Source organism: Paraclostridium sp. AKS73 (assembly GCF_025671395.1).
Lineage (GTDB): Bacteria > Bacillota > Clostridia > Peptostreptococcales > Peptostreptococcaceae > Paraclostridium > Paraclostridium benzoelyticum.
Genome location: NZ_JAIXHU010000014.1, coordinates 1 through 25,697, shown reverse-complemented (window position 1 = coordinate 25,697; position 25,697 = coordinate 1). Strand labels below are relative to the sequence as shown.

General features: G+C 26.3%; 33 protein-coding genes and 1 other annotated feature. Of the genes, 27 read left to right on the top strand and 6 right to left on the bottom strand.

Annotated features, from left to right (window positions below; translation table 11 throughout):
* The first annotated feature begins 13 nt into the window (after positions 1-13).
* Positions 14-493 (top strand): 23S rRNA (pseudouridine(1915)-N(3))-methyltransferase RlmH, encoded by a 480-nt coding sequence (gene rlmH, locus LEQ07_RS09470; RefSeq protein ID WP_046823216.1) that lies wholly within the window; start codon positions 14-16, stop codon positions 491-493.
* A gap of 166 nt (positions 494-659) precedes the next feature.
* On the opposite strand, the gene LEQ07_RS09465 is transcribed toward rlmH, so the two are convergent.
* Positions 660-827, bottom strand: coding sequence for a hypothetical protein (locus LEQ07_RS09465; protein ID WP_263330404.1), 168 nt, complete (start codon positions 825-827; stop codon positions 660-662).
* A 240-nt stretch (positions 828-1,067) separates the two neighbouring features.
* On the opposite strand from LEQ07_RS09465, the gene LEQ07_RS09460 reads away from it, so the two are divergent.
* Entirely contained in the window at positions 1,068-1,283 is a 216-nt protein-coding gene (locus LEQ07_RS09460) for a hypothetical protein (protein WP_263330402.1), read from the top strand.
* A gap of 455 nt (positions 1,284-1,738) precedes the next feature.
* On the opposite strand, the gene LEQ07_RS09455 is transcribed toward LEQ07_RS09460, so the two are convergent.
* Positions 1,739-1,939, bottom strand: coding sequence for a DUF6485 family protein (locus tag LEQ07_RS09455; RefSeq protein WP_142729566.1), 201 nt, complete (start codon positions 1,937-1,939; stop codon positions 1,739-1,741).
* A 307-nt stretch (positions 1,940-2,246) separates the two neighbouring features.
* Here LEQ07_RS09455 and LEQ07_RS09450 point away from each other — a divergent pair, with 307 nt between their 5' ends.
* The 10 genes from LEQ07_RS09450 (at position 2,247) to LEQ07_RS09415 (ending at position 8,545) form a co-directional block, all read left to right on the top strand.
* The gene (locus LEQ07_RS09450) at positions 2,247-2,498 is read left to right on the top strand and encodes a hypothetical protein (protein ID WP_263330398.1); all 252 of its coding nucleotides are present in this window, start codon (positions 2,247-2,249) and stop codon (positions 2,496-2,498) included.
* Positions 2,499-2,669, top strand: a complete 171-nt coding sequence (locus LEQ07_RS23010) for a class I SAM-dependent methyltransferase (RefSeq protein WP_442952418.1) — start codon at positions 2,499-2,501, stop codon at positions 2,667-2,669.
* Positions 2,670-3,143: 474 nt separating this feature from the next.
* Positions 3,144-4,292: a 5-bromo-4-chloroindolyl phosphate hydrolysis family protein gene (locus LEQ07_RS09445; protein ID WP_263330396.1), complete on the top strand. Its 1,149-nt coding sequence runs from the start codon at positions 3,144-3,146 to the stop codon at positions 4,290-4,292.
* 27 nt (positions 4,293-4,319) lie between these two features.
* Positions 4,320-5,468, top strand: a complete 1,149-nt coding sequence (locus LEQ07_RS09440; protein WP_263330395.1) for a toxic anion resistance protein — start codon at positions 4,320-4,322, stop codon at positions 5,466-5,468.
* Between the two features lie 135 nt (positions 5,469-5,603).
* Positions 5,604-5,888 (top strand): hypothetical protein, encoded by a 285-nt coding sequence (locus LEQ07_RS09435; protein WP_263330394.1) that lies wholly within the window; start codon positions 5,604-5,606, stop codon positions 5,886-5,888.
* Positions 5,855-6,001 carry an MBL fold metallo-hydrolase gene (locus LEQ07_RS23005; protein WP_442952417.1) on the top strand — a complete coding sequence of 49 codons (147 nt, stop codon included), beginning with the start codon at positions 5,855-5,857 and terminating at the stop codon, positions 5,999-6,001. The genes LEQ07_RS09435 and LEQ07_RS23005 overlap by 34 nt, the downstream gene beginning before the upstream one ends.
* The gene (locus LEQ07_RS09430; protein ID WP_263330392.1) at positions 5,943-6,350 is read left to right on the top strand and encodes a hypothetical protein; all 408 of its coding nucleotides are present in this window, start codon (positions 5,943-5,945) and stop codon (positions 6,348-6,350) included. Before LEQ07_RS23005 ends, LEQ07_RS09430 begins: the two co-directional genes overlap by 59 nt.
* A 76-nt stretch (positions 6,351-6,426) precedes the next feature.
* Positions 6,427-7,080 carry an NAD(P)H-dependent oxidoreductase gene (locus tag LEQ07_RS09425; RefSeq protein ID WP_263330390.1) on the top strand — a complete coding sequence of 218 codons (654 nt, stop codon included), beginning with the start codon at positions 6,427-6,429 and terminating at the stop codon, positions 7,078-7,080.
* 210 nt (positions 7,081-7,290) lie between these two features.
* Positions 7,291-7,710, top strand: a complete 420-nt coding sequence (locus tag LEQ07_RS09420; RefSeq protein WP_263330389.1) for a MarR family winged helix-turn-helix transcriptional regulator — start codon at positions 7,291-7,293, stop codon at positions 7,708-7,710.
* 76 nt (positions 7,711-7,786) lie between these two features.
* Positions 7,787-8,545 (top strand): nitroreductase family protein, encoded by a 759-nt coding sequence (locus LEQ07_RS09415; RefSeq protein WP_263330387.1) that lies wholly within the window; start codon positions 7,787-7,789, stop codon positions 8,543-8,545.
* A gap of 180 nt (positions 8,546-8,725) precedes the next feature.
* Here LEQ07_RS09415 and LEQ07_RS09410 read toward each other — a convergent pair whose 3' ends face one another.
* Complete coding sequence (locus tag LEQ07_RS09410; RefSeq protein ID WP_332843079.1) at positions 8,726-9,148, bottom strand: multicopper oxidase domain-containing protein; 423 nt, start codon at positions 9,146-9,148, stop codon at positions 8,726-8,728.
* Positions 9,149-9,397: 249 nt separating this feature from the next.
* Here LEQ07_RS09410 and LEQ07_RS09405 point away from each other — a divergent pair, with 249 nt between their 5' ends.
* From LEQ07_RS09405 to LEQ07_RS09370, 8 genes are all read left to right on the top strand, one after another.
* A complete protein-coding gene (locus LEQ07_RS09405) occupies positions 9,398-9,973 on the top strand; it encodes a cyclase family protein (RefSeq protein WP_263330384.1) in 576 nt (191 codons plus the stop codon).
* Between the two features lies 1 nt (position 9,974).
* Positions 9,975-10,430 (top strand): MarR family transcriptional regulator, encoded by a 456-nt coding sequence (locus LEQ07_RS09400; protein ID WP_046823203.1) that lies wholly within the window; start codon positions 9,975-9,977, stop codon positions 10,428-10,430.
* 267 nt (positions 10,431-10,697) lie between these two features.
* Positions 10,698-10,901: a helix-turn-helix domain-containing protein gene (locus LEQ07_RS09395; protein ID WP_263330383.1), complete on the top strand. Its 204-nt coding sequence runs from the start codon at positions 10,698-10,700 to the stop codon at positions 10,899-10,901.
* A 158-nt stretch (positions 10,902-11,059) separates the two neighbouring features.
* On the top strand, positions 11,060-11,728 hold the full coding sequence (locus LEQ07_RS09390; protein ID WP_263330382.1) for a hypothetical protein: 669 nt from the start codon (positions 11,060-11,062) through the stop codon (positions 11,726-11,728).
* A 314-nt stretch (positions 11,729-12,042) separates the two neighbouring features.
* On the top strand, positions 12,043-12,177 hold the full coding sequence (locus tag LEQ07_RS09385; RefSeq protein ID WP_263330381.1) for a hypothetical protein: 135 nt from the start codon (positions 12,043-12,045) through the stop codon (positions 12,175-12,177).
* A 32-nt stretch (positions 12,178-12,209) separates the two neighbouring features.
* Positions 12,210-12,716 (top strand): hypothetical protein, encoded by a 507-nt coding sequence (locus LEQ07_RS09380; protein WP_263330379.1) that lies wholly within the window; start codon positions 12,210-12,212, stop codon positions 12,714-12,716.
* Positions 12,717-13,429: 713 nt separating this feature from the next.
* Positions 13,430-14,962: a M4 family metallopeptidase gene (locus tag LEQ07_RS09375; protein ID WP_046821569.1), complete on the top strand. Its 1,533-nt coding sequence runs from the start codon at positions 13,430-13,432 to the stop codon at positions 14,960-14,962.
* A 144-nt stretch (positions 14,963-15,106) separates the two neighbouring features.
* Positions 15,107-15,362, top strand: a binding site (T-box leader).
* 146 nt (positions 15,363-15,508) lie between these two features.
* Positions 15,509-16,075: a tryptophan transporter gene (locus LEQ07_RS09370; RefSeq protein ID WP_052951930.1), complete on the top strand. Its 567-nt coding sequence runs from the start codon at positions 15,509-15,511 to the stop codon at positions 16,073-16,075.
* A gap of 68 nt (positions 16,076-16,143) precedes the next feature.
* On the opposite strand, the gene LEQ07_RS09365 is transcribed toward LEQ07_RS09370, so the two are convergent.
* Complete coding sequence (locus LEQ07_RS09365) at positions 16,144-17,523, bottom strand: GntP family permease (protein ID WP_263330377.1); 1,380 nt, start codon at positions 17,521-17,523, stop codon at positions 16,144-16,146.
* A gap of 338 nt (positions 17,524-17,861) precedes the next feature.
* Between LEQ07_RS09365 and LEQ07_RS09360 the strand changes: the two genes are divergently transcribed.
* From LEQ07_RS09360 to LEQ07_RS09345, 4 genes are all read left to right on the top strand, one after another.
* Entirely contained in the window at positions 17,862-19,304 is a 1,443-nt protein-coding gene (locus LEQ07_RS09360; RefSeq protein WP_263330376.1) for a WD40/YVTN/BNR-like repeat-containing protein, read from the top strand.
* Positions 19,305-19,535: 231 nt separating this feature from the next.
* Positions 19,536-19,892, top strand: a complete 357-nt coding sequence (locus LEQ07_RS09355; RefSeq protein ID WP_263330375.1) for a phage holin family protein — start codon at positions 19,536-19,538, stop codon at positions 19,890-19,892.
* 158 nt (positions 19,893-20,050) lie between these two features.
* On the top strand, positions 20,051-20,329 hold the full coding sequence (locus LEQ07_RS09350; protein ID WP_263330374.1) for a MarR family transcriptional regulator: 279 nt from the start codon (positions 20,051-20,053) through the stop codon (positions 20,327-20,329).
* A 176-nt stretch (positions 20,330-20,505) separates the two neighbouring features.
* A complete protein-coding gene (locus LEQ07_RS09345; RefSeq protein WP_263330372.1) occupies positions 20,506-21,867 on the top strand; it encodes an MATE family efflux transporter in 1,362 nt (453 codons plus the stop codon).
* 138 nt (positions 21,868-22,005) lie between these two features.
* Here the strand turns inward: LEQ07_RS09345 and LEQ07_RS09340 are convergent, their stop codons facing one another.
* Together LEQ07_RS09340 and LEQ07_RS09335 are read right to left on the bottom strand one after the other, a co-directional pair.
* Positions 22,006-22,455 (bottom strand): DUF2628 domain-containing protein, encoded by a 450-nt coding sequence (locus LEQ07_RS09340; RefSeq protein ID WP_263330370.1) that lies wholly within the window; start codon positions 22,453-22,455, stop codon positions 22,006-22,008.
* A complete protein-coding gene (locus LEQ07_RS09335) occupies positions 22,452-22,679 on the bottom strand; it encodes a zinc-ribbon domain-containing protein (RefSeq protein ID WP_263330368.1) in 228 nt (75 codons plus the stop codon). Before LEQ07_RS09335 ends, LEQ07_RS09340 begins: the two co-directional genes overlap by 4 nt.
* A 321-nt stretch (positions 22,680-23,000) precedes the next feature.
* Here LEQ07_RS09335 and LEQ07_RS09330 point away from each other — a divergent pair, with 321 nt between their 5' ends.
* From LEQ07_RS09330 to LEQ07_RS09320, 3 genes are all read left to right on the top strand, one after another.
* On the top strand, positions 23,001-24,011 hold the full coding sequence (locus LEQ07_RS09330) for an ABC transporter substrate-binding protein (protein WP_263330367.1): 1,011 nt from the start codon (positions 23,001-23,003) through the stop codon (positions 24,009-24,011).
* Positions 24,012-24,192: 181 nt separating this feature from the next.
* Complete coding sequence (locus LEQ07_RS09325) at positions 24,193-24,600, top strand: bacteriohemerythrin (RefSeq protein WP_263330365.1); 408 nt, start codon at positions 24,193-24,195, stop codon at positions 24,598-24,600.
* A 130-nt stretch (positions 24,601-24,730) separates the two neighbouring features.
* Positions 24,731-25,561: an aldo/keto reductase gene (locus tag LEQ07_RS09320; RefSeq protein ID WP_263330364.1), complete on the top strand. Its 831-nt coding sequence runs from the start codon at positions 24,731-24,733 to the stop codon at positions 25,559-25,561.
* The last annotated feature ends 136 nt before the right edge of the window (positions 25,562-25,697 follow it).

Here is a 25,697-nt window from a genome sequence, read left to right as displayed (position 1 = left end):
ACAGGAGACATTTATGAATATAACTATAATAAGCGTTGGAAAGCTTAAAGAGAAGTATTTAAAATTAGGAATAGATGAATTTAAAAAGAGACTATCTAAGTATTGTAAACTTGATATGATAGAGCTAGATGATGAAAAGTGTCCAGAAAGTTTAAGTGAAAAGGACATGGAAATTGTAAAAAATAAAGAAGGCCAAAAGATTTTATCAAAGGTAAAGAGTAATAGTTATGTTATAGCTTTAGCTATAGATGGAAAGAATTTGTCATCTGAAGAATTAGCAGACACTATGAGTAAATTAGCTGTTAGAGGGAATAGCCATATTACTTTTATAATAGGAGGATCATTAGGTCTAGCAGATGAAGTTTTAAAAAGAGCAGATTATAAGTTGTCTTTCTCTAAGATGACATTTCCTCATCAAATGATGAAGTTAATATTATTAGAACAAGTTTATAGAGCATATAGAATAAATAATAATGAACCGTATCACAAGTAAGGGAGCACGGTTTTAAATATAAAAATGATTGTTTATTTTAGATGAAAATCTGTTATAATAATTATATAAATAAAAAATGCTTAGTGCGTCAACACTAAGCATCCTTAGAACATTTATTTTGTTTTAGGGCTATCGGAATAAGTTAATAAAAATTAGCATTAAGGAATTAGCACTGATCTTTGCCGGATGGAGTGCTTTTTTCTTTGCTCTTAATTTCTATATCAAGTCCGATTACTTTAACTTTAATTCGTATGTAATTAAAAAATATGTTACTTTTGCTAGTAAAACTAACAAGAATAACTGAAAGTACTGTTATTAATAAGAATTCAAGCATATCCGATACCACCTCCTTTGAGTTTAGTGAAAATCACCAACAACCCAGGGAGGGTAAAACGTCCAAAACCTCCGTAGCCATCCATCTACGGATATAAAATTTACTTAGTTAGTATAACATAAAATATAATTTTAATATATATAATTTAGATAGTTCTGCAAAAGGTATAGGTAAAAATATATATTCTAATTAAGGAGGTTCAGTCTGTTATTAAATGGAGAAAAAATCATTTTAGAACCGTTGGACATAGATAAACATGCAAAAGGATACTTAAAAGTATCGCAGGATGAAAATATTCATAAATATGTTGGGAATATAGTACCGAAAAATTTAGAAGAGATTGTAGAATTACTTAAGCTATATGAGATGTATTTTATGAATTGGATGATAAAATTAAGATATACACAAGAATTAATCGGCATAATTAGATTAGGAAAGCCTAACCAAGATAAATGACTAATAGTTTCTGGTGAATCACAGAGATTACATTCTAATTACTGGAGAAAAGGTCATATGAAAGAAGTAAAAAAACTATTATATAACTATGCCTTTGATAATTTAGGAATTGATATTTTATATGATGATGTATGGTAAGGAAATACTAATTCGATTAAATCTCTTGAATCTTATGGATATAAATTAATTGAAGTATAAACTGATATATTTAATAAAACAGGTCAAATCAAAGAAAAATATATATACTCATTGGAAAAAGAGGATTATTTGAAGAGGGACAGTAGATAAAAATAAATCAAAACGTGCTCCGTAGAGTAAGGTACGGAGAACCATACCATAAATAATGGATACATGGCTTGCAAGTACGATAAATACAAATGACTTTATTAAAAAAACAATACTGGCAAGTAATAAGCTGACGTTCTATGTTAAGTACGTCAGCTATTTTATTAGTTTTATTCTTTAGATAACACCAATTTGGCAAAATCCTCAAAATAAAAGCTATCTAGTGATTTAGTATCCCCTACTAAATTAAAAAAACAGCTAGGAATTTCTCGAAGCTTTAAATTCTTATTGATGCATGGAGTACATCCTTTATCGTGATTAGTAGGATGAAATGGACATTTTAAGTCTGTGCAAGTACAATTATTTGACATATGATTACCACCTATTTTTTTGTTTACTTAAATTATATAGAAAATAGGTGATTTTAGAAACTTATTTTTAGAAGTTAAATTTAGTCAATAAATTAAGTTAAAATTGATGAGAGAGTTAAAAAGGCTCTCTTTCTATTTGACAATAGAAAAACAAGCTCCGTATAGTAAGGTATGGAGAACCGTATTATAAGTAGATTATGTCGTTTTTAAAATAAATTAAATAATGAATTTTTTAGTAATCTCTATATTGTTAATATTGATATCATTTTTGCCAATTAATTTATATTTGCGTATTAGTGCTAGTATTTTGCTTTTACCATTTTTATATATTTTATTTATAATATCATATTCTTACTATCAATTCTCAGATAGAGGCGGGGATTTACAGTCAAAAATACATTATTTGATTATAAATAAGATTAGTTATAAAGAAAATGCAAAAACATTAGATATAGGTGTTGGCAGTGCCTCACTTATAACTAAGCTAGCCAAATCATTTACTAAACCATCTCTTGTAGGAATTGATTATTGGGCAAATGACTGGGAATATTCAAAATAAATATGTGAAACTAATGCTAAATATGAAGGTGTAGCAGATAGAATTAAGTTTATACAAGCAAGTGAATCTGACTTACCATTTAGAGAAAAAGAATTTGATATAGTAGTGAGTTGTTTAACTTTTCATGAAGTAAAAGACGAGGCTGACAAAAAAGTATTAAAGAAGCTTTAAGGGTTCTTAAAAAGATGGAGAATTTGTATTTCTAGATTTATTCCTTGATGAAAAAATATTTGGTGAAAATGATGAGTTCTTTAATAGAATTAGGTCACTTGGAATTTCAGAAATTAAAGTTGAAAAGCTTGAAAATATAATTAAGTTGCCACCTATATAAAAGTTATTAGGAAATGCTATGGTTATTTGAGGGAAAACATAAGATAAGAACAAATGATAAAATAATAACTCATGTTTATTAAAATAATAAACTAATCAGTAATGTATTTTATGAAATTCACATATAGCCTTAGGCATTTATAAAAATTGCCTAAGGCTATTTTTATAAGGAAGAATATATTATATATATGTATTATTTTCCTTTTAACTTAGCGGTTACAATTAGCTAAATTATAAGATATAATAAACTTAAAATATTAACATAATAGTATATATATATGTTAATTATAATTAAAATAACCTGGAGGCAAGATAATGAGTAAAAAAGAATTTTCTGATTTAGAAGATCAAATTATGTCTACAGTTAGCAATGCACTTAAAGCAATAGATTTTGCTAATTTAAAAAAGGATATTACAGATAAAACTGGGGATACCTTAAATCAATTTAAATCAAAGTTTAATGGATATAGTGAAAAGTATATGAATTTAAATAAAAAACCTAAAAATGATATATCAACATACATTAGCAAGAAACCAGCCGGAAGCGTATCAGGAATAATTTATATATTATTCGGAGTTAGTGGAACCTTAGTTTTTGGATTTTCATTATTTACAACTCTAATACTTAAGATGTTATTCAGTGGTGGGATTATAAGTATAGGTAGTAATATTATTTTGGGAGTTGGATTTTTATTCTTTGCAGTAAGTTTAGCTTTGTTACTAAGGGGAATAACATTAAGAAAAAGAGTAAAGCGTTTTAAGACATACGTAAGATTTATTAATAACAATAGTTATTTTTTAATTAATGATTTAGCAAGATTTTCAAAAGAAAAAGATAGTTTTGTTGTTAAAGAATTAAGCAAAATGATAGATCAAGGTATGTTTTTAGAAGGACACATAGATGAAGAAAAAACTTACTTTATGATAAATGATGAAGTTTATAACGACTATTTAAATTTAAAAAATCAACAAATAGCTAAAGAAAGTAATGATGAAAAACTAAATGAAGAGATCTATGATTCAGAGAAAGAAAAAATAGAAGCTACAATTAAAATAGGAAGAAGTTATATTGAGCAAATAAAAAATGTAAGAAATGATCTTTGTAAAGAAGAAATAGCTGTTAAATTAGATAAGTTAGGAAATATTGCAACCCAAATCCTTAGTCAGGTTGAAAAGAATCCTAACAAGATACAAGAAGTTAATAAATTTATAAATCATTATCTTCCTATTACTATAAAATTAATTAATTCATACAAAGATATAAATGATCAAGTAGTTCAAGGTGAAAATATAGAAAATGCTAAAAATGAAATTGAAAAAAGTATTGATCTTATTAATAGTGCTTTTGAAAACTTACTAGATGATTTATTTGAAGATGTTGTTTTAGATGTTTCTACAGATATTTCTGTTCTTAAAACATTATTTAAACAAGAAGGATTGGTAGAAGAGGATTTTAAAAAGTAAGTTTTAAATAAAAGGGAGGTATTAAGAATGAGTGATGAATTTAAAGAACAATCTATTGATATAAAGCCAGAATTAACTTTTGAACCATTTCAAGAGGAAATTATTGATTTAAAAGTAAAAGAAGAAAAAATAGAAGAGAAAATAGTTGATGAAATGCAACTTACAGAAGAAGAACAAAAAATGGTTGACCAATTTGTAGATAAAATACAGATAAATAACTCAAATTCTATTTTACAATATGGAGCTGGTGCTCAAAAGAAAATTTCTGATTTCTCACAGTCAGCATTAAATAATGTAAAAACGAAAGATTTAGGTGAAATTGGAGATATATTATCTAGTGTAGTTCATGAATTAAAGACTTTTGAAGAATCTGAAGATAAAAAAGGAATTTTAGGTTTCTTTAAAAAAGGTAAGGATAAAATTTCTTACATGAAAATAAAATATGAGAATGTAGACAACAATATAGGGAAAATGTGTAGTATTCTTGAAGCGCATCAAATACAGCTTTTAAAAGATATTGCTATGTTAGACAAGATGTATGAAATAAATAAAGCATATTTTAAAGAGCTTTATATGTATATATTAGCGGGTAAAAAGAAGCTTCAAAAACTAGAAAAAGAAGAACTTTCTAAATTACAGGAAAAAGCAAGAACTAGTGGTAATCCTCAGGATGCTCAGGAATTAAATGATTTTGTTGCTCTTTGTAATAGATTTGAAAAGAAAATTCATGATTTAGAATTAACTAAAATGATTTCATTACAAATGGCTCCTCAAATTCGTTTAATTCAAAATAATGATTCATTAATGTCTGAAAAAATACAATCTACAATTATAAATACTATTCCACTTTGGAAGAATCAAATGGTTTTAGCGCTTGGGGTTGCTCATGCTGCTAATGCTGCAAGAGTCCAAAGAGAAGTAACAGATATGACAAATGAACTTTTACGAAAAAATGCAGAAATATTAAAAACTTCAACTATAGAGACTGCAAAAGAATCTGAAAGAGGAATTGTTGATATTGAAACGCTTAGAGCTACAAATGAGTCGTTAATTTCAACTCTTGATGAAATACTTAATATACAAACAGAAGGACGTCAAAAACGTAGAGAAGCAGAAGCAGAATTAATAAATATTGAAAATCAATTAAAAAATAAACTTATAGAATTTAAATATTAATATAAGCCGTATCACAAGTAAGTGATGCGGTTTTATTTTTTTATGAAAAATTATAATTGACATATCGAAAAATGTGAATATAATAATCGTATAAGATTAATCGTATACGATAAAAAGGAATGGAGAAATTTAAAAATGAAAATAATAGCATTAGAATTTTATAAAAATGGATTTATGAAAGAAGCACTTGCATTTGGAGGATCAGTTGAAAAAGAAAAAATAGATCCAAATAAAAATTACGAATCAAGTTTACAAAATTATTTAATAGATACTGGAAAAGAAGTTATATTAGTGGATACAGGAGTACCAGTTGAGACAAAAGATGTAGAACCAAAACCTGAACAAATGATATACACTGGTGAAAAAGTTAATAATTTTGTAGATGCATTAAAAAAGCAGGATATGAACCAAAAGATATAGATAAAGTTATAGTTACACATAAACATCAAGACCATACAGGAGAACTTAGATTATTTGATGATTCTAAAATATATATCAGAAATAGAAGCTCAATCAATGGACTTAAAGGGTAACAATATAGCAAGAGTTAACTTTGAAGATGGAGAGTACAAAAACTTTAAAGAAAGTCAAAAAATTACTGACAACATATTCATGCTACCTGCGTATGGACATACAAAAGGGAATTCTATAGTAGTAGCAGAGTTTGAAGGATTACATTATATGTTCCATGGTGATGTAACTTATACAGATGAAGCACTTAGACAAAATGCATTATCAGTAGTGTTTGAAGATAAAGAGTTAGCAAAACAAATTTTAAATAATGTTAGAGAATTTGTAAAAGAAAATAAGACTGTATATTTATCAACTCATACACCTGAAGCTTTAATATCATTAAAAGAAAATAAAGTTATGGAACTTTAGAAAGGTATATATAAATATAATCAAGAATCATATAGAGGATATAAAACTATATAAGGTAAAAACAGGAGGCATTAAAATGAATAAAAAAGAGATATTAGATGTTTTAAATTTTAGACACGCATGCAAAGAATTTGATTCTAATAAGAAAATAACCCAAGGTGAATTTGAAGTAATACTTGAAGCAGGAAGACTTTCTCCAAGTTCTATGGGAATCGAACCTTGGAAATTCTTAGTTATAGAAAATCAAGAATTAAAAAATGAATTAGGAGAAGTTTGTTGGGGTGGAAAAACACAAATACCAACATGTAGCCACTTAGTAGTATATTTAGGTAGAACTGCTAAAGAATTAAGATTTGATTCAAACTATATAGATTATTTATTAAAAGATATTAAACATTTACCAGAAGACATTGCTAATAAGTATAAAGGTATAATGAAGTCTATAGAGGATGTTAGATTTAAAGATGATAAAGATTTAGAAAATTATTCTTCAGAACAAGTTCATATTGCATTAGCTAATATGATGAGTTTAGCAGCTATGCAAGGAATAGACTCTTGTGCTATTGGGGGTATAGATCACAATAAAGTAGAAAAGATACTAGTGGATAGAGGATTATTAGACACAGACAAGTTCAATATTGTATTATGTGCTGCATTTGGATATAGAGTTAATAATCCAGAAGAAAAACTAAGACAATCAATGGATCAAGTAGTTGATTGGGTAAAATAATATATATTATAAATATAATAAAGCTAGATGGATTAATAAATACTTCATCTAGCTTACTTGTTTCTATATAAATTTAATAACAAAAGTTGAAAAAAATATATTGGAAATTTATAAAAACATTATGAATCAGTAATATGAAATTATTTGATACATACTGGAAAAGAAGTTATAATAAATAAAAAATAGTATAGTTTTTTAGGAGGATGTACCATGCACGAAAATTTAAAATTAGAAAATCAACTTTGTTTTAAAATATACTCAGTATCTAAGAGTATAGTTAGAATATATGGACCTTTATTAAAAGAGATAGATTTAACATATCCACAGTATCTAACTATGATGGTTCTGTGGGAACATAAAAAATTACCTTTTAAAGAAATAAGTTCTAAGTTAAAAATGAAGACTGGTACATTGACTCCTATTTTAAATAAATTGGAAAGCAACGGGTATTTAGAAAAAGTTAAAGATGAAAATGATGATAGAAAAATTTATATAGTTGTTACTAAAAAAGGATTAGAAATTGAAGGCAAGGCAAAAGATATTCCAAGAAGAATAGCAGAAAATCTTAATTTAAAAGAAGAGGACTATATAAAATATCTTCATGAGTTTGATGGGTTAGTAAAAAATTAGATTGTATAGAAAAATATATTAAATAGATAAATGTAAATAAGTATTATTATAGTACTTATACAGAGGTGGTTAAAAAATGGAATTTAATAAAAATTGGATAGATGCTGTAAACTATAGAACCTCAAGAAGAGCATATATAAATAAAAAATTAGAAACAAAAGATATAAGTAAAATAAAAGAATTAATTTATAAAATAAATGAAGAAACTGGATTGAATTTTCAATTTATAGAAGATTGTTCAAAGTTATTTAAAGGATTTTCAGCATCATATGGATTAATAAAAGGATTAAATTCATGTATAGCTTTAGTAGGAAATAAAAATATCGATGATTATAAAACTAAAGTTGGATATTATGGAGAAATGTTAGTACTAGAATCAACTTGCATGAATTTAGGAACTTGTTGGATAGGTGGAACTTACGATAAAAATGAATGTAAAAAATATATAGATATAAATCAAGATGAAGAACTAATTTGTGTAATAGCAGTAGGGGAAGTTTTAGAAGATAAGAGCATAAGAGAAAAATTAATTTCTAAAATGAATAAAAGTAAAAAATCATTTGATCAAGTATTACTAGAAAAAGACACTGAGTTATTACCAAGTTGGATAAAGGAAGGCATTGAGTTTGTAATAAAAGCGCCTTCTGCATTAAATAAGCATCCAGTAGGCTATTCTTTTTTAGATAATGAAGTAAAAGCGTATACCGTATCAGATAAGTATGGATATGAAGATATTGATTTAGGAATTTCTATGTTGCACTTTGAGTTAGGTGCAAAGAGCCAAAATCATAACGGTAATTGGAATTATATAAATGGTGAAAAAATTTATATGTAAAATTAAAAAATTGATCGTATGTAAAATATTTTTCTAAAAGAATATTTTATATAGTATTATTTAATAAAAAAGAAGGAGATACCTTTAACATATGGATTCTCCTTCTTTTAATTTTTTATAAGATAATAATTGATATATTTTATCTTAAATAGACTAAAATAAATTTATTTGATGTTTATTCTATCCATACACTAAAGTATTAAACATGCCACCGGCTCCATCAGTAAAGTTATTAGAAATATGATGAGATATATAGCAATGGATAGGCCAAATTCCAGGATTACATGCTTTAAACACTACATCCCATGTCTCTCCAGCAACTACTAATACTGTATTTTTCATTAGTCTATTGCTAGGTATAATTGGATTACCATCGGAACTTTCTAACCAAAATTGATGCACATGACGATGCATAGGATGAGGGTTTATTTGTATACCTCCGAATCTTAGGCGCACAATATCGACATATCGGATAGGCATAGGTTCGGTAGCTGGAAAATTCTTACCATTTATAGTAAACACATTAAAGTCCATAGCAAAAGGATTGAGATTATATTGACCGGGTTTTACTTTTTCTCCTTTTTTAATCCAACAAGACTCCATTCCTGCAGTAGCATTAGATAGTCTTTATTAATATTTATTTCATGTAGATTAAGAATTGCAAAGCCACCTATTAATCCTAGCATATCCTGCTTTACTACATTAACGTGAGAATGATACATATGGGTTCCAGGTGGATTAGTTATTTTAAATGATTAAGGTTACTCTTTTATTTTCAATATATTAAAAAATGTTGACATGGAAACAAAAAACTATAAAATATTGTTAACTAGGAAACAAAGGAGTGATACTATGATAGATTTAAGTCTTAAGTTAGAAAGAGATAACGAGGTATGGAACTGGTTAAAAAATCAAGAAAATAAATTGATTTCAGCAGGTCATATAGGAACTCATATAGATGTGTATAATAAAAGTGAAATACCACAAAGTTATATTAAATCAAGAGGTGTAATAGTAGATTGTAGTAATTATAATCTAGATAAAGAAATAGGTATTGAATGCATACAAGATAAAATAATTAATAATGGAGATTTTATTATTTTTAAAACAAATATAGGAGAAAAATATCCTTATGGAAGTGATATCTATATAAAAAATCATAATCAACTAAGTTTAGAACTAATAGATTATTTAATAGATAGAGAAGTTAATTTTATAGGAATAGATTGTGCAGGAATAAGAAGAGGAAAAGAACACTTTGAAGCTGATATAAAATGTGAAAATAATAATGTTTATGTAGTAGAAAATCTGGATTTATCACAAATTAATTCTTATGAAAAAGAAATAAATATTTATACTATATGGATAAATAATCCTTTTTCAACAGGGTTAGCGGTAAGAGTTTTAATTGATTTTATGGAGGAGTAATATGAACAATGAGAAACTATTAATTAAGACAATAGAAATTGTAGAATTATTTGAATTATTTAATAAAGCAAATTTTCAAGACATATATAATGGATTGAATATAAATGAGGTTCACACAATTGATTTTATAGGAGGTAGTATAAACCCTAAACTTACAGATGTAGCAAATTTTTTGAATATAACAAGAGGTGGAGCAACAAAAATAACTAAAAGATTAATAAATCAAGGGTATATTCAAGATTATAAATTAGATGAAAATAAAAAAGAAAAGTATTTTAAATTAACAAATACAGGTAATGATATTTTTAATAAACATAAATTAATACATGAAGAAAGTATCAGAAAAGATTCAAGGATATTTTCTGAACTTAGTAAAGAAGAAAAAATAACTATATTTAAATTTTTAGATATTTTAGAATCCGATTTAATTAATAAATTAAAGAGCAGGCACATATAAGTTTAAATTATTTAATTCAGTAGAAATTAAATTTATAATATTAAAATAACAATTAGAGGTATGATTATTTTAATCAGGTTGAGATAAATAAAGACTTACCTATATTAGGGGGTTCTCATGTTTTATTGATAAAAATTAACTAACCGTTAACTTTTATCAATAAAACATGAGAACCCTTCAATTGTTTAAAGTATATAGCTTTGATATCATTTAGTTAATAAAGTTAGAACTTAAATAAGATTATAAGTAAAAGGAGGGTTTAACGTTATGAAAATAAGTGAGGTTATTAGGCATTATAGAAAAAAGGAAAATCTTACACAAGAACAAGTCGCTAATTATTTAAATATAAGTGCACCAGCAGTAAATAAATGGGAAAAAGAAACATCATATCCAGATATAACACTGTTAGCGCCTCTTGCACGTGTTTTAAAAATTGATATTAATACTTTATTATCATTAATGAGGATTTAACAGATGTAGAAGTAGAAAATTTTGTAGAAGAAGTAGTTCAAATATCAGAAAAATATGGATATGAAAAAGCATTTGAAAAAGGATGTAATTTAATTAAACAATATCCAAGTTGTGATGAATTAATATATTGGGTATCTCTAGCATTAAGAATAGAGTTATTGATATCTAAAATTGAGGGAAAAGATAAATATGAAAAGAATATTATTGACTGGCTGCAACTAGTAGCAGCAAGTAGCAAAGAAAAAATAGCTTCTATGGCTAAATTACTTTTATCAGTAATATATAAAGAGAAAAAAGAGTATGGAAAAGCTCAGGAAATATTAGATAAGATTCCAGACATAGAAGTAGATAAGACGTTTCAACAGGCATCATTATTTAAAAGTAGTGGGAAAATTGATGATGCTTATGCTGTTTGTGAGGGTATGTTATTAAAAAATGCCCATGACACATTGAATGTTTTAATTTTTATAATATCGATGCTATGTGAAGAAAATAAATTCAGTGAGGCAGAAGAATACTTAGAGAGTGTTAAAAAACATGTTGAAGCATTTGATTTAGGAACATATCATAAATATCCATTAGAGTTACTTTTAGCAAAAGAAAAACAGGATAAAGAAAGAATTATAGAAAGTATTGTAAATATGGTAAATGAAGCAGGGAGTATGGATGATTCTTTGAAGTCAAAATTATATAAACATAGAAATACTAATGAGGATAATGAAAAGAGCGAGGATTGGTATAGAAGTTTAGTGGTAGAGTTAATTAAAAAAGATAATACGCTTGACTTTGTAAAAAATGATTCTAGAATAAAATTTCTACTGAACTAACATTAAATTTTAAACTGTAAATTTAATGGTTTATAAAGAAATACTTGGTAATATTAGTGAGTTTTTTTAGACTATTAACTCACTACAAATTCAAAATAGTATTGTTAATAAGCTTAATAACATAATTGAGATACCATAAATTTTGTTTGAAAAATTATGATTAAATGCAACTGCTATTCATGGGAATAAATAAAAAATATAGCATAAACAAGGTGTCAACACATTAAAATCTATTAACATAAATAATCTATAGTTCATACTATATTAGTAAATTTCATATTATGGGAAATATGTTTTTTAAGGAGTGAATAAGTATGAACAATGAAACTGCCATGATTGTAGATATACCATTCAATACAGATACAAATCCATTTTGGCCAGAATTTGATGATAGATTTATTGATGTAAAAAACAATCAAAAACAAAAGAATGGATTGATTATAGAATAGATATATTTATGAAATATACGGGGAAAAGTTTGATGAATCAAACTAATCAAGATTTTAAATGTGTTGTGAGATATGCAAAAGAAAGTGAAAATTTGATATTTGATGCATTATCTAAATATCCTAAACTTCCTGATAATATAATTTTTACAGGTGATGGAGATAGTTATATAGAAAAATTAATAGATGGATATAAATATATTTATCATATTAGAATAGATAGTGATAATATGTTTTCTAGTAACTATATAGAAGAATTAAGCAAGGTTAAATATTATGAAGAACTACAATGTATATTAAGTCAAAACGGATATTTATACGATTCAAATGAAAATAGATTAGCTGATATGTTCCACACATCTCCTTCAGTTTATGCACTTGTATATACAGTAGATGATTTTATATGTGGATTTCAACATCGATTAGAAAATAGTCATTGGGGTGCTGTTAAACTAGTGAAAGAAGTTATTGAAAGTCATAGCTATGCGTTAATTACTCATAAAAAAATATTGATAATAACTTTGATCTTATACTTCAAGTAGGATATCCGCTTATAAGGACGAGAGAAATGTTTGGAGAAGAAAAAGAAACAGTTTTAAAAGAGTTTAATTTAATATAAAAAAATTAAGTATTAGAGTAGAAGGTTAGTCATCAAATGATAATGATTCTTCTACTTTTTAATTTTAAAATAATATATATAATTTGAACAATAATAATTAAGGAACTCAATAAAGTGGAAATTTTAATAGGAGATTTTAAAAAATTTAACAATTGACTTTAATGGCTTGTACCTAAGTGTATAAGCCATTTTTAGATTAAATCTAGAAAATGAAAGTTAGCAATCTAAATATTTTTTTATGGAAATAGTTGACAATCTAACCGTACGTATATAATATCTATATTGAAAGAACGAACATAATTATGTTAAAGTAATAACCAAAATTTTGTATACAAAATCATTTTCAAAAGAAACAAATCTTTAATTTTCAATCTTTTACCAATAAAATAAATAAAATTAGATATTTTTTTAGTATTAATTGTTGTTTATATAATAAATATAGACAATATTTATATTATTTTTATACCAAACTGTATTCTAAAAACATTCCTCTTAAATTTTTACAAAAACAAAAATTTCAAAATGACAGTCTGAAGGCTTAACTAATATTTTTATGCATTAATTTAATGTTATTTAAGTTAGGGTTAAAATTTTCAAAAGTATTAATTAAAAATTTAACAAGGGAGATGGGTTTTAATGTTTAAAAGAAATTTAGCTATTTTAACAATTGCAGGGTTATCTTGCGGATTTTTAGCACCTACAGTAAGTTTTGCAGATAGTCAAACTAAGGAAGAATTACCTCAAGCTTATAATGTTACAGCAGATAAAGATTTAAAAGATGTATTAAAAAATGTATCTGAAGATTACAAGGTAAAAGATAATGCAGATCAATATGAATTAGTTAAAAAAGAAAAAGATGACTTAGGATTTACTCATTATACTCTAAAACCTAAAGCTGATGGTTATTTTGCAGATACAGCTGAGGTTAAGATACACACAGATAAAACTGGAAAAGTTGTTTTTGTAAATGGGGATTTAGATCAAGGTAAATTGGAAGTTAAAAATGAAACTAAAATAGATAAAGATAAAGCTATTGAGTCAGCTTTCAAATCAATAGAAAAATCACGCGATGAAGTTAAAAATTTATCAGGTAAAGATGTAGTACAAGACGCTAAAATTGTTGTTGATGAAAAAAGTAATAGAGCAGTATATGCATTAGACTTAGCATACACTGTTCCAGAACCTGCTCACTGGATAATTAAAGTAGATGCAGAAAATGGTAATGTAGTTGAAAAACAAAATGTTTTAGAGGAAGCAGCTCAAGCAACAGGTAGCGGAATTGGTTCGGATGGACAAGTTAAAACTCCTTTAAATATAACTGAAGATAATGGTAATTTCCAAATGATAGATAGTACTCATAAAGGGAAAATAACGACTATAGGATTTGAGTCTTTCCAAGGAGATAATATAATTGGGAATGTCATTTCAAATATAAAGAATTTTTTCGATCAAGATAAAGCAGCTGTAGATGCTCACTATTTTACAAATCAAGTTTATAACTATTACAAAGATACTCATAATAGAGAAAGTTATGATGGTAATGGTGGAGATATAAATTCATATATACATGTTCCAGACCCAGAATACGGGGGAAATTGGAGCAATGCAGCTTGGACTGGAGCAGAGATGATTTATGGTGATGGAGATCAAAAAACAGAAAACTCGTTTACAGCAGCAAATGATGTTATTGCCCATGAGATAACACATGGAGTTACATCATCATCAGCTGATTTAGTTTACCAATATCAACCAGGAGCATTAAATGAATCATTCTCAGATGTATTTGGTTATTTTGTAGATAGTGATGACTGGCAAATGGGAGAAGATTTATATAAAACACCTGGTGAAGCTATAAGAGACTTACAAGATCCTACAAAACATGGACAACCAGCAAATATGAAAGACTATAAAAACTATAGTATATATTATGATAGAGGTGGAGTTCATATAAATAGTGGTATACCTAACAAAGCAGCATACAACACTATAACTAAGATAGGAAAAGAAAAAGCAGAGAAAGTATACTATAGAGCTCTTACTCAATATCTAACAAGACAATCACAATTTAAAGATGCTAAAAGTTCTTTAATTCAATCAGCAAAAGATCTTTATGGAGATCAAGTAGCTAATGATGTTAAAGCTGCATGGGATCAAGTTGGAGTAAAATAATCTAAGTCTTAAAATAAATTAGTAAACTTTTTAATATACATCTCATATAAATAAATCATATTAATTTATATATGATATGAGTAGTTATTAAAAAATAAATTGACAAATAAAGTTGTATAGATTATTATTTTAAATAACTTTAATATAAATCCTGAGAAAAGGGATAGTAGCTAAATTTAGGTTCAATATAGAGAGCTGAGGGTGGTGGAATCTTAGCAAGAAGTGATTTAGTGAATGGGCCTTTGAGGAGTAAATTGAAATCACAAGTATGTGATAGTAGACTTTACCGTGTGTCGCACGTTATAGCGAATAGGGTATGATAGTACCTGAAATTGAGTGATGTACAAATAATTTTTTGTACGTAAATTAGGTGGCAACGCGGATAGACTCCGTCCTATTAATATAGGACGGAGTTTTTTTAATTCAAAAAATTAAAGGTGGTGATAAATATGATGTGAACAGGTACCTCAAAAGACGGTGATTTATATCATTGGAAATTTACAATGAAAAATAATAACAATTTAAAAAAACTAGGAGGACATAATTATGAAAACAAATACAAGAAAATTAGTTTTAAATTCTCTACTACTAGCGATTGGGCTACTATTGCATCAAATAACACCAACTATCGGGTTGCCAATTCAGCCAGATATGACATTAATAATGTTATTTACTATAATAATTTTAAATAAAGATGATTATAAAACTTCACTTGTATGTGGAGTTATAACTGGAATTTTTACTGCATTGACTACAAAGTTTCCAGGAGGACAATTACCGAATATATTAGATAAAATTATTACAACAAATATAATATATGTTTTAGTATTTATTATGTATAAGTTTCCATTTATAAAAAAATTTAGAGAAAAAACTCAAGATTTTATAATATCTTTAATAATATTGCCAATAGGAACATTAGTAAGTGGAGCAACCTTTTTATTATCTGCATTAATTTTAGTAGGATTACCTGGTACTTTTAAATCATTATTTTTAATAGCAGTAGTCCCTGCGGTTTTAATTAATTTAGTTTGTGGATTGTTTTTAATAAAGGTAGTAAGTATTTCTGTAAAAAGAATCGGATATAAGGACTTAAAAAGTATAAGTAAATAAGTTTTTAAATGTTAAATTATTTTATATAAGAAGAGATGTTTTAAAAATAATAATCTCTTCTTATATAATTAAACTGTAAATTTAAGAGATATTAATATTACAACTATAGCAGTTGTTAAAATAGGTATAACTACAGAAGTAATGAAAATATCTTTATAAGACTCTTTATGAGTTAATCCGCAAATAGCAAGTGTAGTAATTACAGCGCCATTATGAGGGAGAGTATCTAAACCACCAGAAGAAAGAGAAGCTATTCTATGGAGAATTTCAGGAGAAATATTTAAAGCATGACTCATTTGTAAATAAGTAGGTGCAAGTGCATCAAGGGATATTCCAAGTCCTCCTGAAGCTGAAGCCGTAAGTCCACAAATTAAGTTTACTGATAAAGCTTCTGATATTATTGGATTTGATGAAATACCAAAAATAAATGTTTGAATAACACTAAATACTGCTAATGATTTTACAACACTTCCATATCCAACAATTGCGCTTGAATTAAGAAGTGGTCTGAAGGAATTAGAAACACCTATATCTAGAACTGATTTTAAATTTTTTATGTTTTTGTAGTTAGTTAATATTATAAATAAATCAGCTAGGACTATTGCAATTATAACACTCCAAGTTCCAGAAACATTACTTAAAGTAGTATTAAAGCTACTTAAGTATTCACCATCTATATTTTCATAATAGATTTTTGAAAAGAATAAATTAGTAATAAAAATTATAATTATAGGAGTAAAAGCTTTAAAAATAGTAGGTAAATTTTCATAATTTTCCTCAACAGAATTATCATTATAGTTACCGTAACCTTCGTTATTTTTTCTAGCAGATTTAACGCGTTTAGTAAGCCATAACATTCCAAGTGTTAGCATTAAAATACTTGCAAAAATTCCTATAACAGGGGCTGCAAATGTATCTGTTCCAAAGTATTTCATGGGTATAACATTTTGAATTTCTGGAGATCCGGGCATAGCTGTCATTGTAAATGTAAATGCACCGAGAGCTATAGTTCCAGGTATAAGCCTTTTAGGAATATCAGCTTCTTTAAATAACATAGATGCAATTGGATAAAGTATAAATGCAACAACAAATAAGGAAACCCCTCCATATGTAAGAAGTGATCCAGATAAAACAACTGCTAATACAGATTTATTTTTTCCAATTTTCTTAGTTATAAAGTGAGCTATAGATTTTGCATATCCAGCTTCCTCCATTAATTTTGCAAAAACCGCACCGGTCATAAAAAGAGGGAAGTAGTTTTTTATAAAATTTGCAAATCCGACCATATATATTTCTGTATAATTTGCCATTAGATGGCTATTAAATCCTGTAGTAAGGATTATTGTTAATAGAGCAATTATTGGAGCTGTTATTATTGTTGAGTAACCTTTATAAGCAAGGTACATGATAAGTATCAATGATAAAATTAATCCTAAGATGCTAAACATTATTAATTAATGTCATAAAAATTATGACAATCTCCTTTCGTTATTTTATAAGGTATATCATACCTATTTATTTTACCCAGTAAAAAATATATAAAACATTAATAATAATGATAATTATTTCTATTTTTCAAAATTAATATAAAAAGCAACTTTTATACTCTATTAAGCTCATGTCATAAAATCAGTAGAATTTAGTGATATAATTAAAGTAATATTTCTTACTTTATATATATGTGAAAATAATTAATAGAAATTTTTCATAAGGGGGAAAGCAAATGAGAAGAAAATCTATATAAAAAATAACTTACAAATTTTGAATAGGGGTGATTAGTATATTTATGGAAAATTTTAAAAAAATATTTATTTCTTTAATAACAAATCCAATATTGATACTTTTATATTGGATATTTTGTTATGAATTATCTTCATTATGCATGTATGGAAGAATGAATAATAATATTTATGTCTTTTTTATATGCCTATTATTGATAATATGTATAGTTTTATTTACTATATTTAAAGTCACAAAAAACAAATGCTATAAGTATAGTAAAACAATTAAATTTAAATACATTTTTATTGTAATTATTTTAACGATAACATCATTTTACGGAGTTAAAATATACAAGAGCTCAGTAAATTATGGAGGAAAGTTATCTTGGGTTATAGAACGATTAAAAAGTGAAAGAAAAGTAAAGTTTGAAAATAATAATATATATGAAGATGGTGTTGGAGGCATATTTGAAGACATTAATAAAAAATATAAGTTGCCAAAAGAATTGTATATGTCAGATAACTTTTCATTAAAATTTAAACCAGATGGAACAATTACATCTTTTGATACATTTATATATGGTAAAGATGATAAAGGGAAAGAAAGAAGTTATTTAATAACCTATGATAAAAATAAGTCTAAGGATATTACATTAATTTTAAATGGTTATGCTGATCCTAAATATAACTATGATAAATTATTAAACCCATTAATCGAAACAGTTAAAGTTATTCCGGTTAAGGAAACTGTTGATAAGTGGAATCAAGATAATTATGGATTAGTTTACTATGGAAAAAGAAATTGGGGATATAATTCTGATGGAATTATCAATATCAATGAAAAGGGAGAACTATCAGGTATTGAGCAAACAGATTCTAAAATTGTGGGATACACTGTATCTTTATTTACTCCAGGAAATGAAGGAATAACTCCTGCTAGATATAATTTAGTAAACAATTCAAGTTGGAGTAAATCATGTTTACTTCCTCAGCCAGAAGATTATGAGCAGGAATCGGGAGGATCAGATAAAAGTAAAGAGCAATTTTATCTAACTAAAGAAGTTGGATATAAAGTTAATTTAGTAGATAAAGCATTAGGAAGTAGTTTGTACTCACTTAGTAAGACTACTGATTCAGGAAAAATATGGGAAGTTATAAATAAGGATCCCTTTAATGGAACGATTGGAAGTGTTAGCGGAATTAAGTTTATAAATGATAGTATTGGATTTATAACTACAATAAGACCTTCTGGCACTGAAGGATCATTATATAGAACAGATGATGGAGGTCTATCTTTTAACCTGGTAGAGTACCCTATACAGGAAGTAACATTAGATAATTTAGGAGTTATAAAGCCTTTTGATATGCCAGGGATGCCTTATGAGAAGGATGATGTTTTATATATGTCAATTGGACAAGGTCCAGATGGAGACTACAAAGGAGATACTGAAGCTCTTTATAAATCAAAAAATAAAGGTGAAACTTGGGAATTTGTAAAACTACATTAAAAAATTATATTATGAATTTAAGAAAAACGTACTTATTAATAAGTACGTTTTTTATTCAAAAAAAATTAAAATTTGAAATATAAAAATTATATAATGGATATTTTAAAATAGAGTGGTTAATATATGATTATAAAGTAGAAAATTAAAAATAGCATAAATTTAATTATTTATATCTACTTTATTATTTGTAAAAATTAATAATAAATTACTTTATTTTAAGGAGTGACTTTTATGGTACATGAAAATGGTAATGATAATAGTATAATGAGATGGATAGGAAGATTTCTATTAGTTGCAGTTATTTTAGTTATAACATCATTTGTAACACCAGGATTTACAATACAGGGTATATGGTCATTTTTATTAGCAGCTGTTGTAATTTCAGTACTAGACTATTTAGTAGAAATGTTTATGGGAGTAGATGCATCTCCTTTTGGAAAAGGAATAAAAGGATTTTTAATAGCAGCAATAATAATATATGCAGCTCAATTTTTAGTACCTAATATGGGAGTATCTATTATAGGTGCTTTATTAGCAGCTGTAGTTATAGGAATTTTAGATGCTATATTCCCTGCGAAAGCTATGTAAATAAAATATTAAAATAAAAAGTACTAACTACAGTAGTTAGTACTTTTTATTTTAATATAAATAGTTTTAAATAAAACTTTTTGTTTCAACCTTGTTTATGGTGGTATATAATAAAAGGTAAGATAGTTTTATTTAAAACTAATGAAAGGGGAGATCTTATGAAAAATTTAAATTTTATAGAAAATTTAATGATTATACACCATTTTACAAAAAATGTATTTAAATACTCATCAATAAAAGAATTAGATTCTAATCTTAATGAAACACATGCAAAAATTTTACTATTTGTTCATAAACATGAACATAAACAAATGAGTAAAATTAATAAATTTATAGGTATTCAAAAAGGTGCATTCACAACATCAGTGGATATTTTAATTGATAACGGATATGTAGTAAAAGTTAAATCAAAAAAGATAAGAGATTTACAAATTTAGAATTAACTCAAAAAGGTGAACAAATTGCAGTTGAGTTAGAAGAAAATTTATATAAAAGTATAAATAACATGTTTGATGATATGGAAAATGAAGAAAGAAAAGAAATAAATGAAGCTTTAAATACACTATCAAAATTTTGTATAAAAATAGAAGAAAGTGACAAATAGGAGGGCAAGATGGAAGATAAAAAAATTAGACTTTTAAGAGATGAAAAAGTTTCAAAAGCTATACTTAAATTATCAATACCTATGGTTATGGGTATGATGATTCAAGTTTTATATAATTTAGTAGATACTTACTTTATAGGGATGTTAAATGATGCAAATCAATTAGCGGCAGCAAATATATCTCTTCCTGTATTTATGATGCTTATGGCTATTGCAGGAATTATAGGATCAGGATCGTCTTCATATATATCAAGATGTTTAGGAAATAAGGATTATGAAGAAGCGAATAAGACTATATCGATAGCGACTGGTATTTTGATTATAATGAGTATAATTGTTATGATAGCTGGAATATTTATGTCTCCTAATATTGCAAAAGGACTAGGGGCAAATGATGCTACCTTTAATTATACTTATAAGTATATATTTATAATGTTTATTGGAGCAATTCCTGTGATGTGTAGTTATGCATTAGGGCAACTTTTAAGATCAGAAGGAAATATAATGCAATCTGTAATAGGTCTTACATTAGGAACTGTTATAAATATAGTTTTAGATCCAGTTTTTATATTTGGACTTAAGATGGAGATAACTGGAGCTGCAATAGCAACTATAATAGGTCAAACATCCACTTTAATTTACTTTATGTATGCATTTTTAAAAGGAAAAACTACTTTAAAAATAAATTTAAAGAAATTTAAATATGATAAAAATATATTTAAAGAAATATTTACAATAGGAGTTCCTGCATCTCTAAATCAAATGTTAATGGGTGTAGCAACTGTTATTGTAAATAATATAGCAGTAGGCTATGGAACATTAACTGTTGCAGGTATGGGAGTTGCTATGAAAATAATGACTATAGGAACATTTGTATTTATGGGATTCTCTGCTGGATGTCAACCATTAGTTGGGTATAATTATGGATGTAATAATATTCCTAGAGTTAAAGAAATTATTAAAAAAGGTATAATAATAACTTCTATGATAGGATTAATCTTAGCTTTAATATTTGGGGTATTTGCTAATCCTTTAATAGGATTATTTACAAGTGAACCTGAGGTTATAAACAAAGGAACTATTATACTTAGAGCTTTAATTATATCACTTCCTTTTGTAGGAGGTCAGATGATATCTACAACTTCAGCTCAATCTATGGGTAAAGTTGTTGTAGCATTTATATTATCTATATCAAGACAAGGATTATTATATATGCCTCTTTTAATTATATTAAACAAAGTGTTTGGTTTTTCAGGATTTATTTATGCTCAACCTATAACTGATATGATTATGTTAACATTCTCATCTGTTTTATTATTTAAGGTGATGCCTAAAGAGAATAATAGTTACGAATTAAAAGAAGAGCTTTAATCAAACAAAATGCTATAGCAGGAACAGGGGTATGTTGTGGGAATTATATGTAAAAAATACCAAACAGATAATAAAAGAATATAAATAGATTAAAAATGGTTATGCTATAAATTTTTATAGCATAACCATTTTAATTAACTAGTAATAATAAGGGCTAGAGATTATAGATAATGTTAATCCAAAAAATGCTAGTATAAATAATAATATAGGCACTAAGAAAGTTAAAACAATTGGTAATACTAAGTTAGTTCCACCTTTAGATAATAGTACTCTATGTTTTATATCTTCTTTAAGCCCATCCACAGAACTTAATTGTTTTTGTACATATTTTAAATATAAGCTATTCCCATATAAGCCGCATACAATATTTGTACCTATATGTAAAATCCAACCTAAAAATGGTATGCAAGCAAATATTATATTAGCTATTATTAGCCCTACTCCATATCCATACATTTTTCTATAGAATAGCCAATTTGATGTAAAAAAGAATGATGCCCAGTTCCAAGATGTACTTTTTTCTAATTCTTGCATTTCTTTGAATTTGGGTATGTAATACTCAGTATTTTTTTGAATGAAATTTATCATATCATCATTTCCCAATCTGCCTTTAAAGAGCCATCCCCACTTATATCAGTGAACTTTTTATAAGTTTCATTGTTAGTAATAGTATCTTTAATATTTGTGGTAGCATCTTTTATTGAATCTTCAATAGATTTTAAGCTATTTCCACAGTTCGAACAAAACTTATCTGATGACAAATTTTTATGTCCACATTTAGAACAAAATACAGTTTCATTATTTTTTTCCATTGTACTCCTCCTTATAAAATTTATTTTTGACCTAAAAATTAAATAATTTCCCTTATAAAATATATTTCACAGGATAATAACATTATTAGACCTATGTTAACAAAACAAGTTTAGATTATAATACAAAAACTTATCATTTTCAATGATAAATGACCATAAAATGGAAATATAAATTTGATATGAATATTATTTAATTAAAAACTACAAAGTAAAGAAGATTGACTATTTACAGTTTGGGGTATTAGAATAATCTTATATTAAAGGAAAGGATTAAAATATGAAAAAATATTTAAATTATTAAGCTTATCAATTTGTATTTTATTGATAGGAGCATTTTTTGTTGGATGTAGCAAAGATTCATCTGAACAAATAAGTTTTCTTAATTATGGAGAAAATATAGACAAAGAAACAGTAAAAGAATTTGAGAAAAAATACGGCATAAAGGTTAATGTTGAAACATTTGATGATATGGAAACAATGTATCAAAAAATTAGCAAAGGTGGAGTTAAATACGATGTTATTTTAGTATCTGATGCTTTAATGCCAAGAATGATTAAAAAAGGACTTATACAAGAATTAAATAAAGACAATATACCTAACATATCTCAAATGGATAAAGATTATTTAAATCTTCAAATAGATCCAGGAAATAAATATTCAGTACCTTATATGTTTGGAACAGTAGGCCTTATTTATAACAAAGATGTAGTTAAGGAAAAAGTGGATAGTTGGGATATTTTATGGGATGAAAAATATAAAGATAAAGTATTTATGTTTGATACTTATAGAGATACTATGGGAGCTGCTTTAAAGAAACTTGGATACTCTTTAAACTCGAAAAATCCAAAAGAAATAGAAGAGGCTAAAGAATTGTTGATAAAACAAAGAGAAACAGTAAATCCTATATATGGTGTTGATAATGGAACTACAATGATTCCATCAGGTGAGTCTGATATAAATATGATATGGTCAGGAGAAGGATTAAATCTTCAAGATGAGAATCCTAATTTAGTTTATGTAGTTCCTAAAGAAGGAGCAAATTTCTGGATAGATAGTTTATGTATACCTAAAAATGCTGAGAATGTTGAAGGAGCAGAGAAATTTATAAACTTTGTTAGTGATAAAGAAAGTGCGTTGAGAATAGCTGATGAAATCGGATACACTACTCCAAATAAAGAAGCTAGATTAGCTCAACCTGATAATGTAAGAAACAACCCAAATGCATATATGCCTAAAGAAGTAATGGATAGATGTGAAATTTATGAAGATTTTCCAATGGATATTAAAAAAATATATGATAATGCATGGGTAAATATAAAATCAGATAATTAATAAAAAAAGATCTTTAAAAGATCTTTTTATTAATTATATTATTGCTAAATTTAATTTTATGTAAATCTAAAATAGATATTTTCTATAGAAATTTTACTTAGTGTAATAGATTTAAAAATAAAAAAAATGATATAATTTACTAAAAATTACCAAAATAAGCAAAGGATTGCGAGGAGACAAAATGGCATATAAATGGACTGATGATTTACTAACTGGTAATGTACAAATTGATACAGAACATAAAGAATTAATAAAAGCAATAAATGATTTATTAGAAGCTTGTAGTAAAGGTAAGGGTAGAGCTGAATTAGAAAAGACAGTGAAATTTTTATCTTCTTACACTAGAACGCATTTTGGGCATGAAGAAGTTTTACAGAAAAAATACAATTATCCTGATTACAATAATCATAAAAAGTATCATCAACATTTTATAGATACTGTTGATAATATACAGAAAAAACTCTTAGCAGAAGGCCCAAGTATTGTTTTAGTGGGTGAAATTAATAGTAAGGTTGCTAATTGGATAATTAGTCATATAAAAAGAGAAGATGTAAAGGTTGCCGCGCATATAAGAAATAATTCTAAATAATTAAAAGGAGGGTGTATTATTAAAACATATATCCTCCTTTTTCATTTATTTTATCAGTTTATATTATGTAAGTTTGCATAGTGATATAATATTAAAAAATGATTTAGATAACAAAACGGAGGATTATTTTATGGATAAACAATTTACGAGCTTAAGTAATGGAGTAAAGATACCGCTTGTAGGATTTGGTACATACAAGTCAGGTAATGATGAAGATACATCTGAAATAGTAAAGAATGCTCTCGAAATAGGCTATAAAATGATAGATACAGCTTCATTTTATGGGAATGAAAAAGGTATAGGTAAAGGCATAAAAGAGAGTGAAATAGATAGAGAAGAAATATTTTTAGTAACAAAGCTTTGGAATGAAGATCATGGATATGATAGCACTATTAAAGCTTTTAATAAATCGTTAAAGAATTTAGATGTAGATTATATAGATTTATACCTAATTCATTGGCCAAATAAATTAAATGCTGAAACATGGAAAGCTTTTGAATATTTATATTCTATAGGAAAAGTTAAAGCTATAGGAGTTTGTAATTTTAAAGCAAATCACTTAGAAGAGTTAAAAAAGATTGCAACTATAATGCCAATGATAAATCAAGTGGAGATGCATCCGTTTAGCATTAAAAGTGAAATGATCAGCTATTGTAAAGAAAATGATATTCAAGTGATTGCATGGAGTCCTATAAGCAGAGGAAGAATATTTTCGAATGATTTAATGATTAACTTAGCAGAGAAATATAATAAAACAATAGCACAAGTAGTATTGAGATGGCATATTCAAAAAGGGGTTATACCTATTCCAAAATCATCAAATGAAAATAGGATAAAAGAAAATATAGGAATTTTTGACTTTGAAATTTCTACTGAAGATATTATAAAAATTGACTTATTGAATGAAGGATATGACGTATCTGTATCTAAACCGCCTATGAATACAACATATAATGATTAAATATATTTTGACAAGATTATTTCCCGGGACAAGTATAAATTTGAGTAATAAAAAATATGAAACTCTATATAGAGTTTCATATTTTTTGTATATATTTATAAAATATTATATTAATTATCATCTTTTTCTAATATGA

What these genes read in the sequence shown, in the direction of transcription:
- rlmH (WP_046823216.1), top strand. Translation starts at nt 14, where the DNA reads ATGAATATAACTATAATAAGCGTTGGAAAGCTTAAAGAGAAGTATTTA.
- LEQ07_RS09465 (WP_263330404.1), bottom strand. Translation starts at nt 827, where the DNA reads ATGCTTGAATTCTTATTAATAACAGTACTTTCAGTTATTCTTGTTAGT.
- LEQ07_RS09455 (WP_142729566.1), bottom strand. Translation starts at nt 1,939, where the DNA reads ATGTCAAATAATTGTACTTGCACAGACTTAAAATGTCCATTTCATCCT.
- LEQ07_RS09445 (WP_263330396.1), top strand. Translation starts at nt 3,144, where the DNA reads ATGAGTAAAAAAGAATTTTCTGATTTAGAAGATCAAATTATGTCTACA.
- LEQ07_RS09440 (WP_263330395.1), top strand. Translation starts at nt 4,320, where the DNA reads ATGAGTGATGAATTTAAAGAACAATCTATTGATATAAAGCCAGAATTA.
- LEQ07_RS09435 (WP_263330394.1), top strand. Translation starts at nt 5,604, where the DNA reads ATGAAAATAATAGCATTAGAATTTTATAAAAATGGATTTATGAAAGAA.
- LEQ07_RS09425 (WP_263330390.1), top strand. Translation starts at nt 6,427, where the DNA reads ATGAATAAAAAAGAGATATTAGATGTTTTAAATTTTAGACACGCATGC.
- LEQ07_RS09420 (WP_263330389.1), top strand. Translation starts at nt 7,291, where the DNA reads ATGCACGAAAATTTAAAATTAGAAAATCAACTTTGTTTTAAAATATAC.
- LEQ07_RS09415 (WP_263330387.1), top strand. Translation starts at nt 7,787, where the DNA reads ATGGAATTTAATAAAAATTGGATAGATGCTGTAAACTATAGAACCTCA.
- LEQ07_RS09410 (WP_332843079.1), bottom strand. Translation starts at nt 9,148, where the DNA reads ATGGAGTCTTGTTGGATTAAAAAAGGAGAAAAAGTAAAACCCGGTCAA.
- LEQ07_RS09405 (WP_263330384.1), top strand. Translation starts at nt 9,398, where the DNA reads ATGATAGATTTAAGTCTTAAGTTAGAAAGAGATAACGAGGTATGGAAC.
- LEQ07_RS09400 (WP_046823203.1), top strand. Translation starts at nt 9,975, where the DNA reads ATGAACAATGAGAAACTATTAATTAAGACAATAGAAATTGTAGAATTA.
- LEQ07_RS09395 (WP_263330383.1), top strand. Translation starts at nt 10,698, where the DNA reads ATGAAAATAAGTGAGGTTATTAGGCATTATAGAAAAAAGGAAAATCTT.
- LEQ07_RS09385 (WP_263330381.1), top strand. Translation starts at nt 12,043, where the DNA reads ATGAACAATGAAACTGCCATGATTGTAGATATACCATTCAATACAGAT.
- LEQ07_RS09380 (WP_263330379.1), top strand. Translation starts at nt 12,210, where the DNA reads ATGAATCAAACTAATCAAGATTTTAAATGTGTTGTGAGATATGCAAAA.
- LEQ07_RS09375 (WP_046821569.1), top strand. Translation starts at nt 13,430, where the DNA reads ATGTTTAAAAGAAATTTAGCTATTTTAACAATTGCAGGGTTATCTTGC.
- LEQ07_RS09370 (WP_052951930.1), top strand. Translation starts at nt 15,509, where the DNA reads ATGAAAACAAATACAAGAAAATTAGTTTTAAATTCTCTACTACTAGCG.
- LEQ07_RS09365 (WP_263330377.1), bottom strand. Translation starts at nt 17,523, where the DNA reads ATGTTTAGCATCTTAGGATTAATTTTATCATTGATACTTATCATGTAC.
- LEQ07_RS09360 (WP_263330376.1), top strand. Translation starts at nt 17,862, where the DNA reads ATGGAAAATTTTAAAAAAATATTTATTTCTTTAATAACAAATCCAATA.
- LEQ07_RS09355 (WP_263330375.1), top strand. Translation starts at nt 19,536, where the DNA reads ATGGTACATGAAAATGGTAATGATAATAGTATAATGAGATGGATAGGA.
- LEQ07_RS09350 (WP_263330374.1), top strand. Translation starts at nt 20,051, where the DNA reads ATGAAAAATTTAAATTTTATAGAAAATTTAATGATTATACACCATTTT.
- LEQ07_RS09345 (WP_263330372.1), top strand. Translation starts at nt 20,506, where the DNA reads ATGGAAGATAAAAAAATTAGACTTTTAAGAGATGAAAAAGTTTCAAAA.
- LEQ07_RS09340 (WP_263330370.1), bottom strand. Translation starts at nt 22,455, where the DNA reads ATGATAAATTTCATTCAAAAAAATACTGAGTATTACATACCCAAATTC.
- LEQ07_RS09335 (WP_263330368.1), bottom strand. Translation starts at nt 22,679, where the DNA reads ATGGAAAAAAATAATGAAACTGTATTTTGTTCTAAATGTGGACATAAA.
- LEQ07_RS09325 (WP_263330365.1), top strand. Translation starts at nt 24,193, where the DNA reads ATGGCATATAAATGGACTGATGATTTACTAACTGGTAATGTACAAATT.
- LEQ07_RS09320 (WP_263330364.1), top strand. Translation starts at nt 24,731, where the DNA reads ATGGATAAACAATTTACGAGCTTAAGTAATGGAGTAAAGATACCGCTT.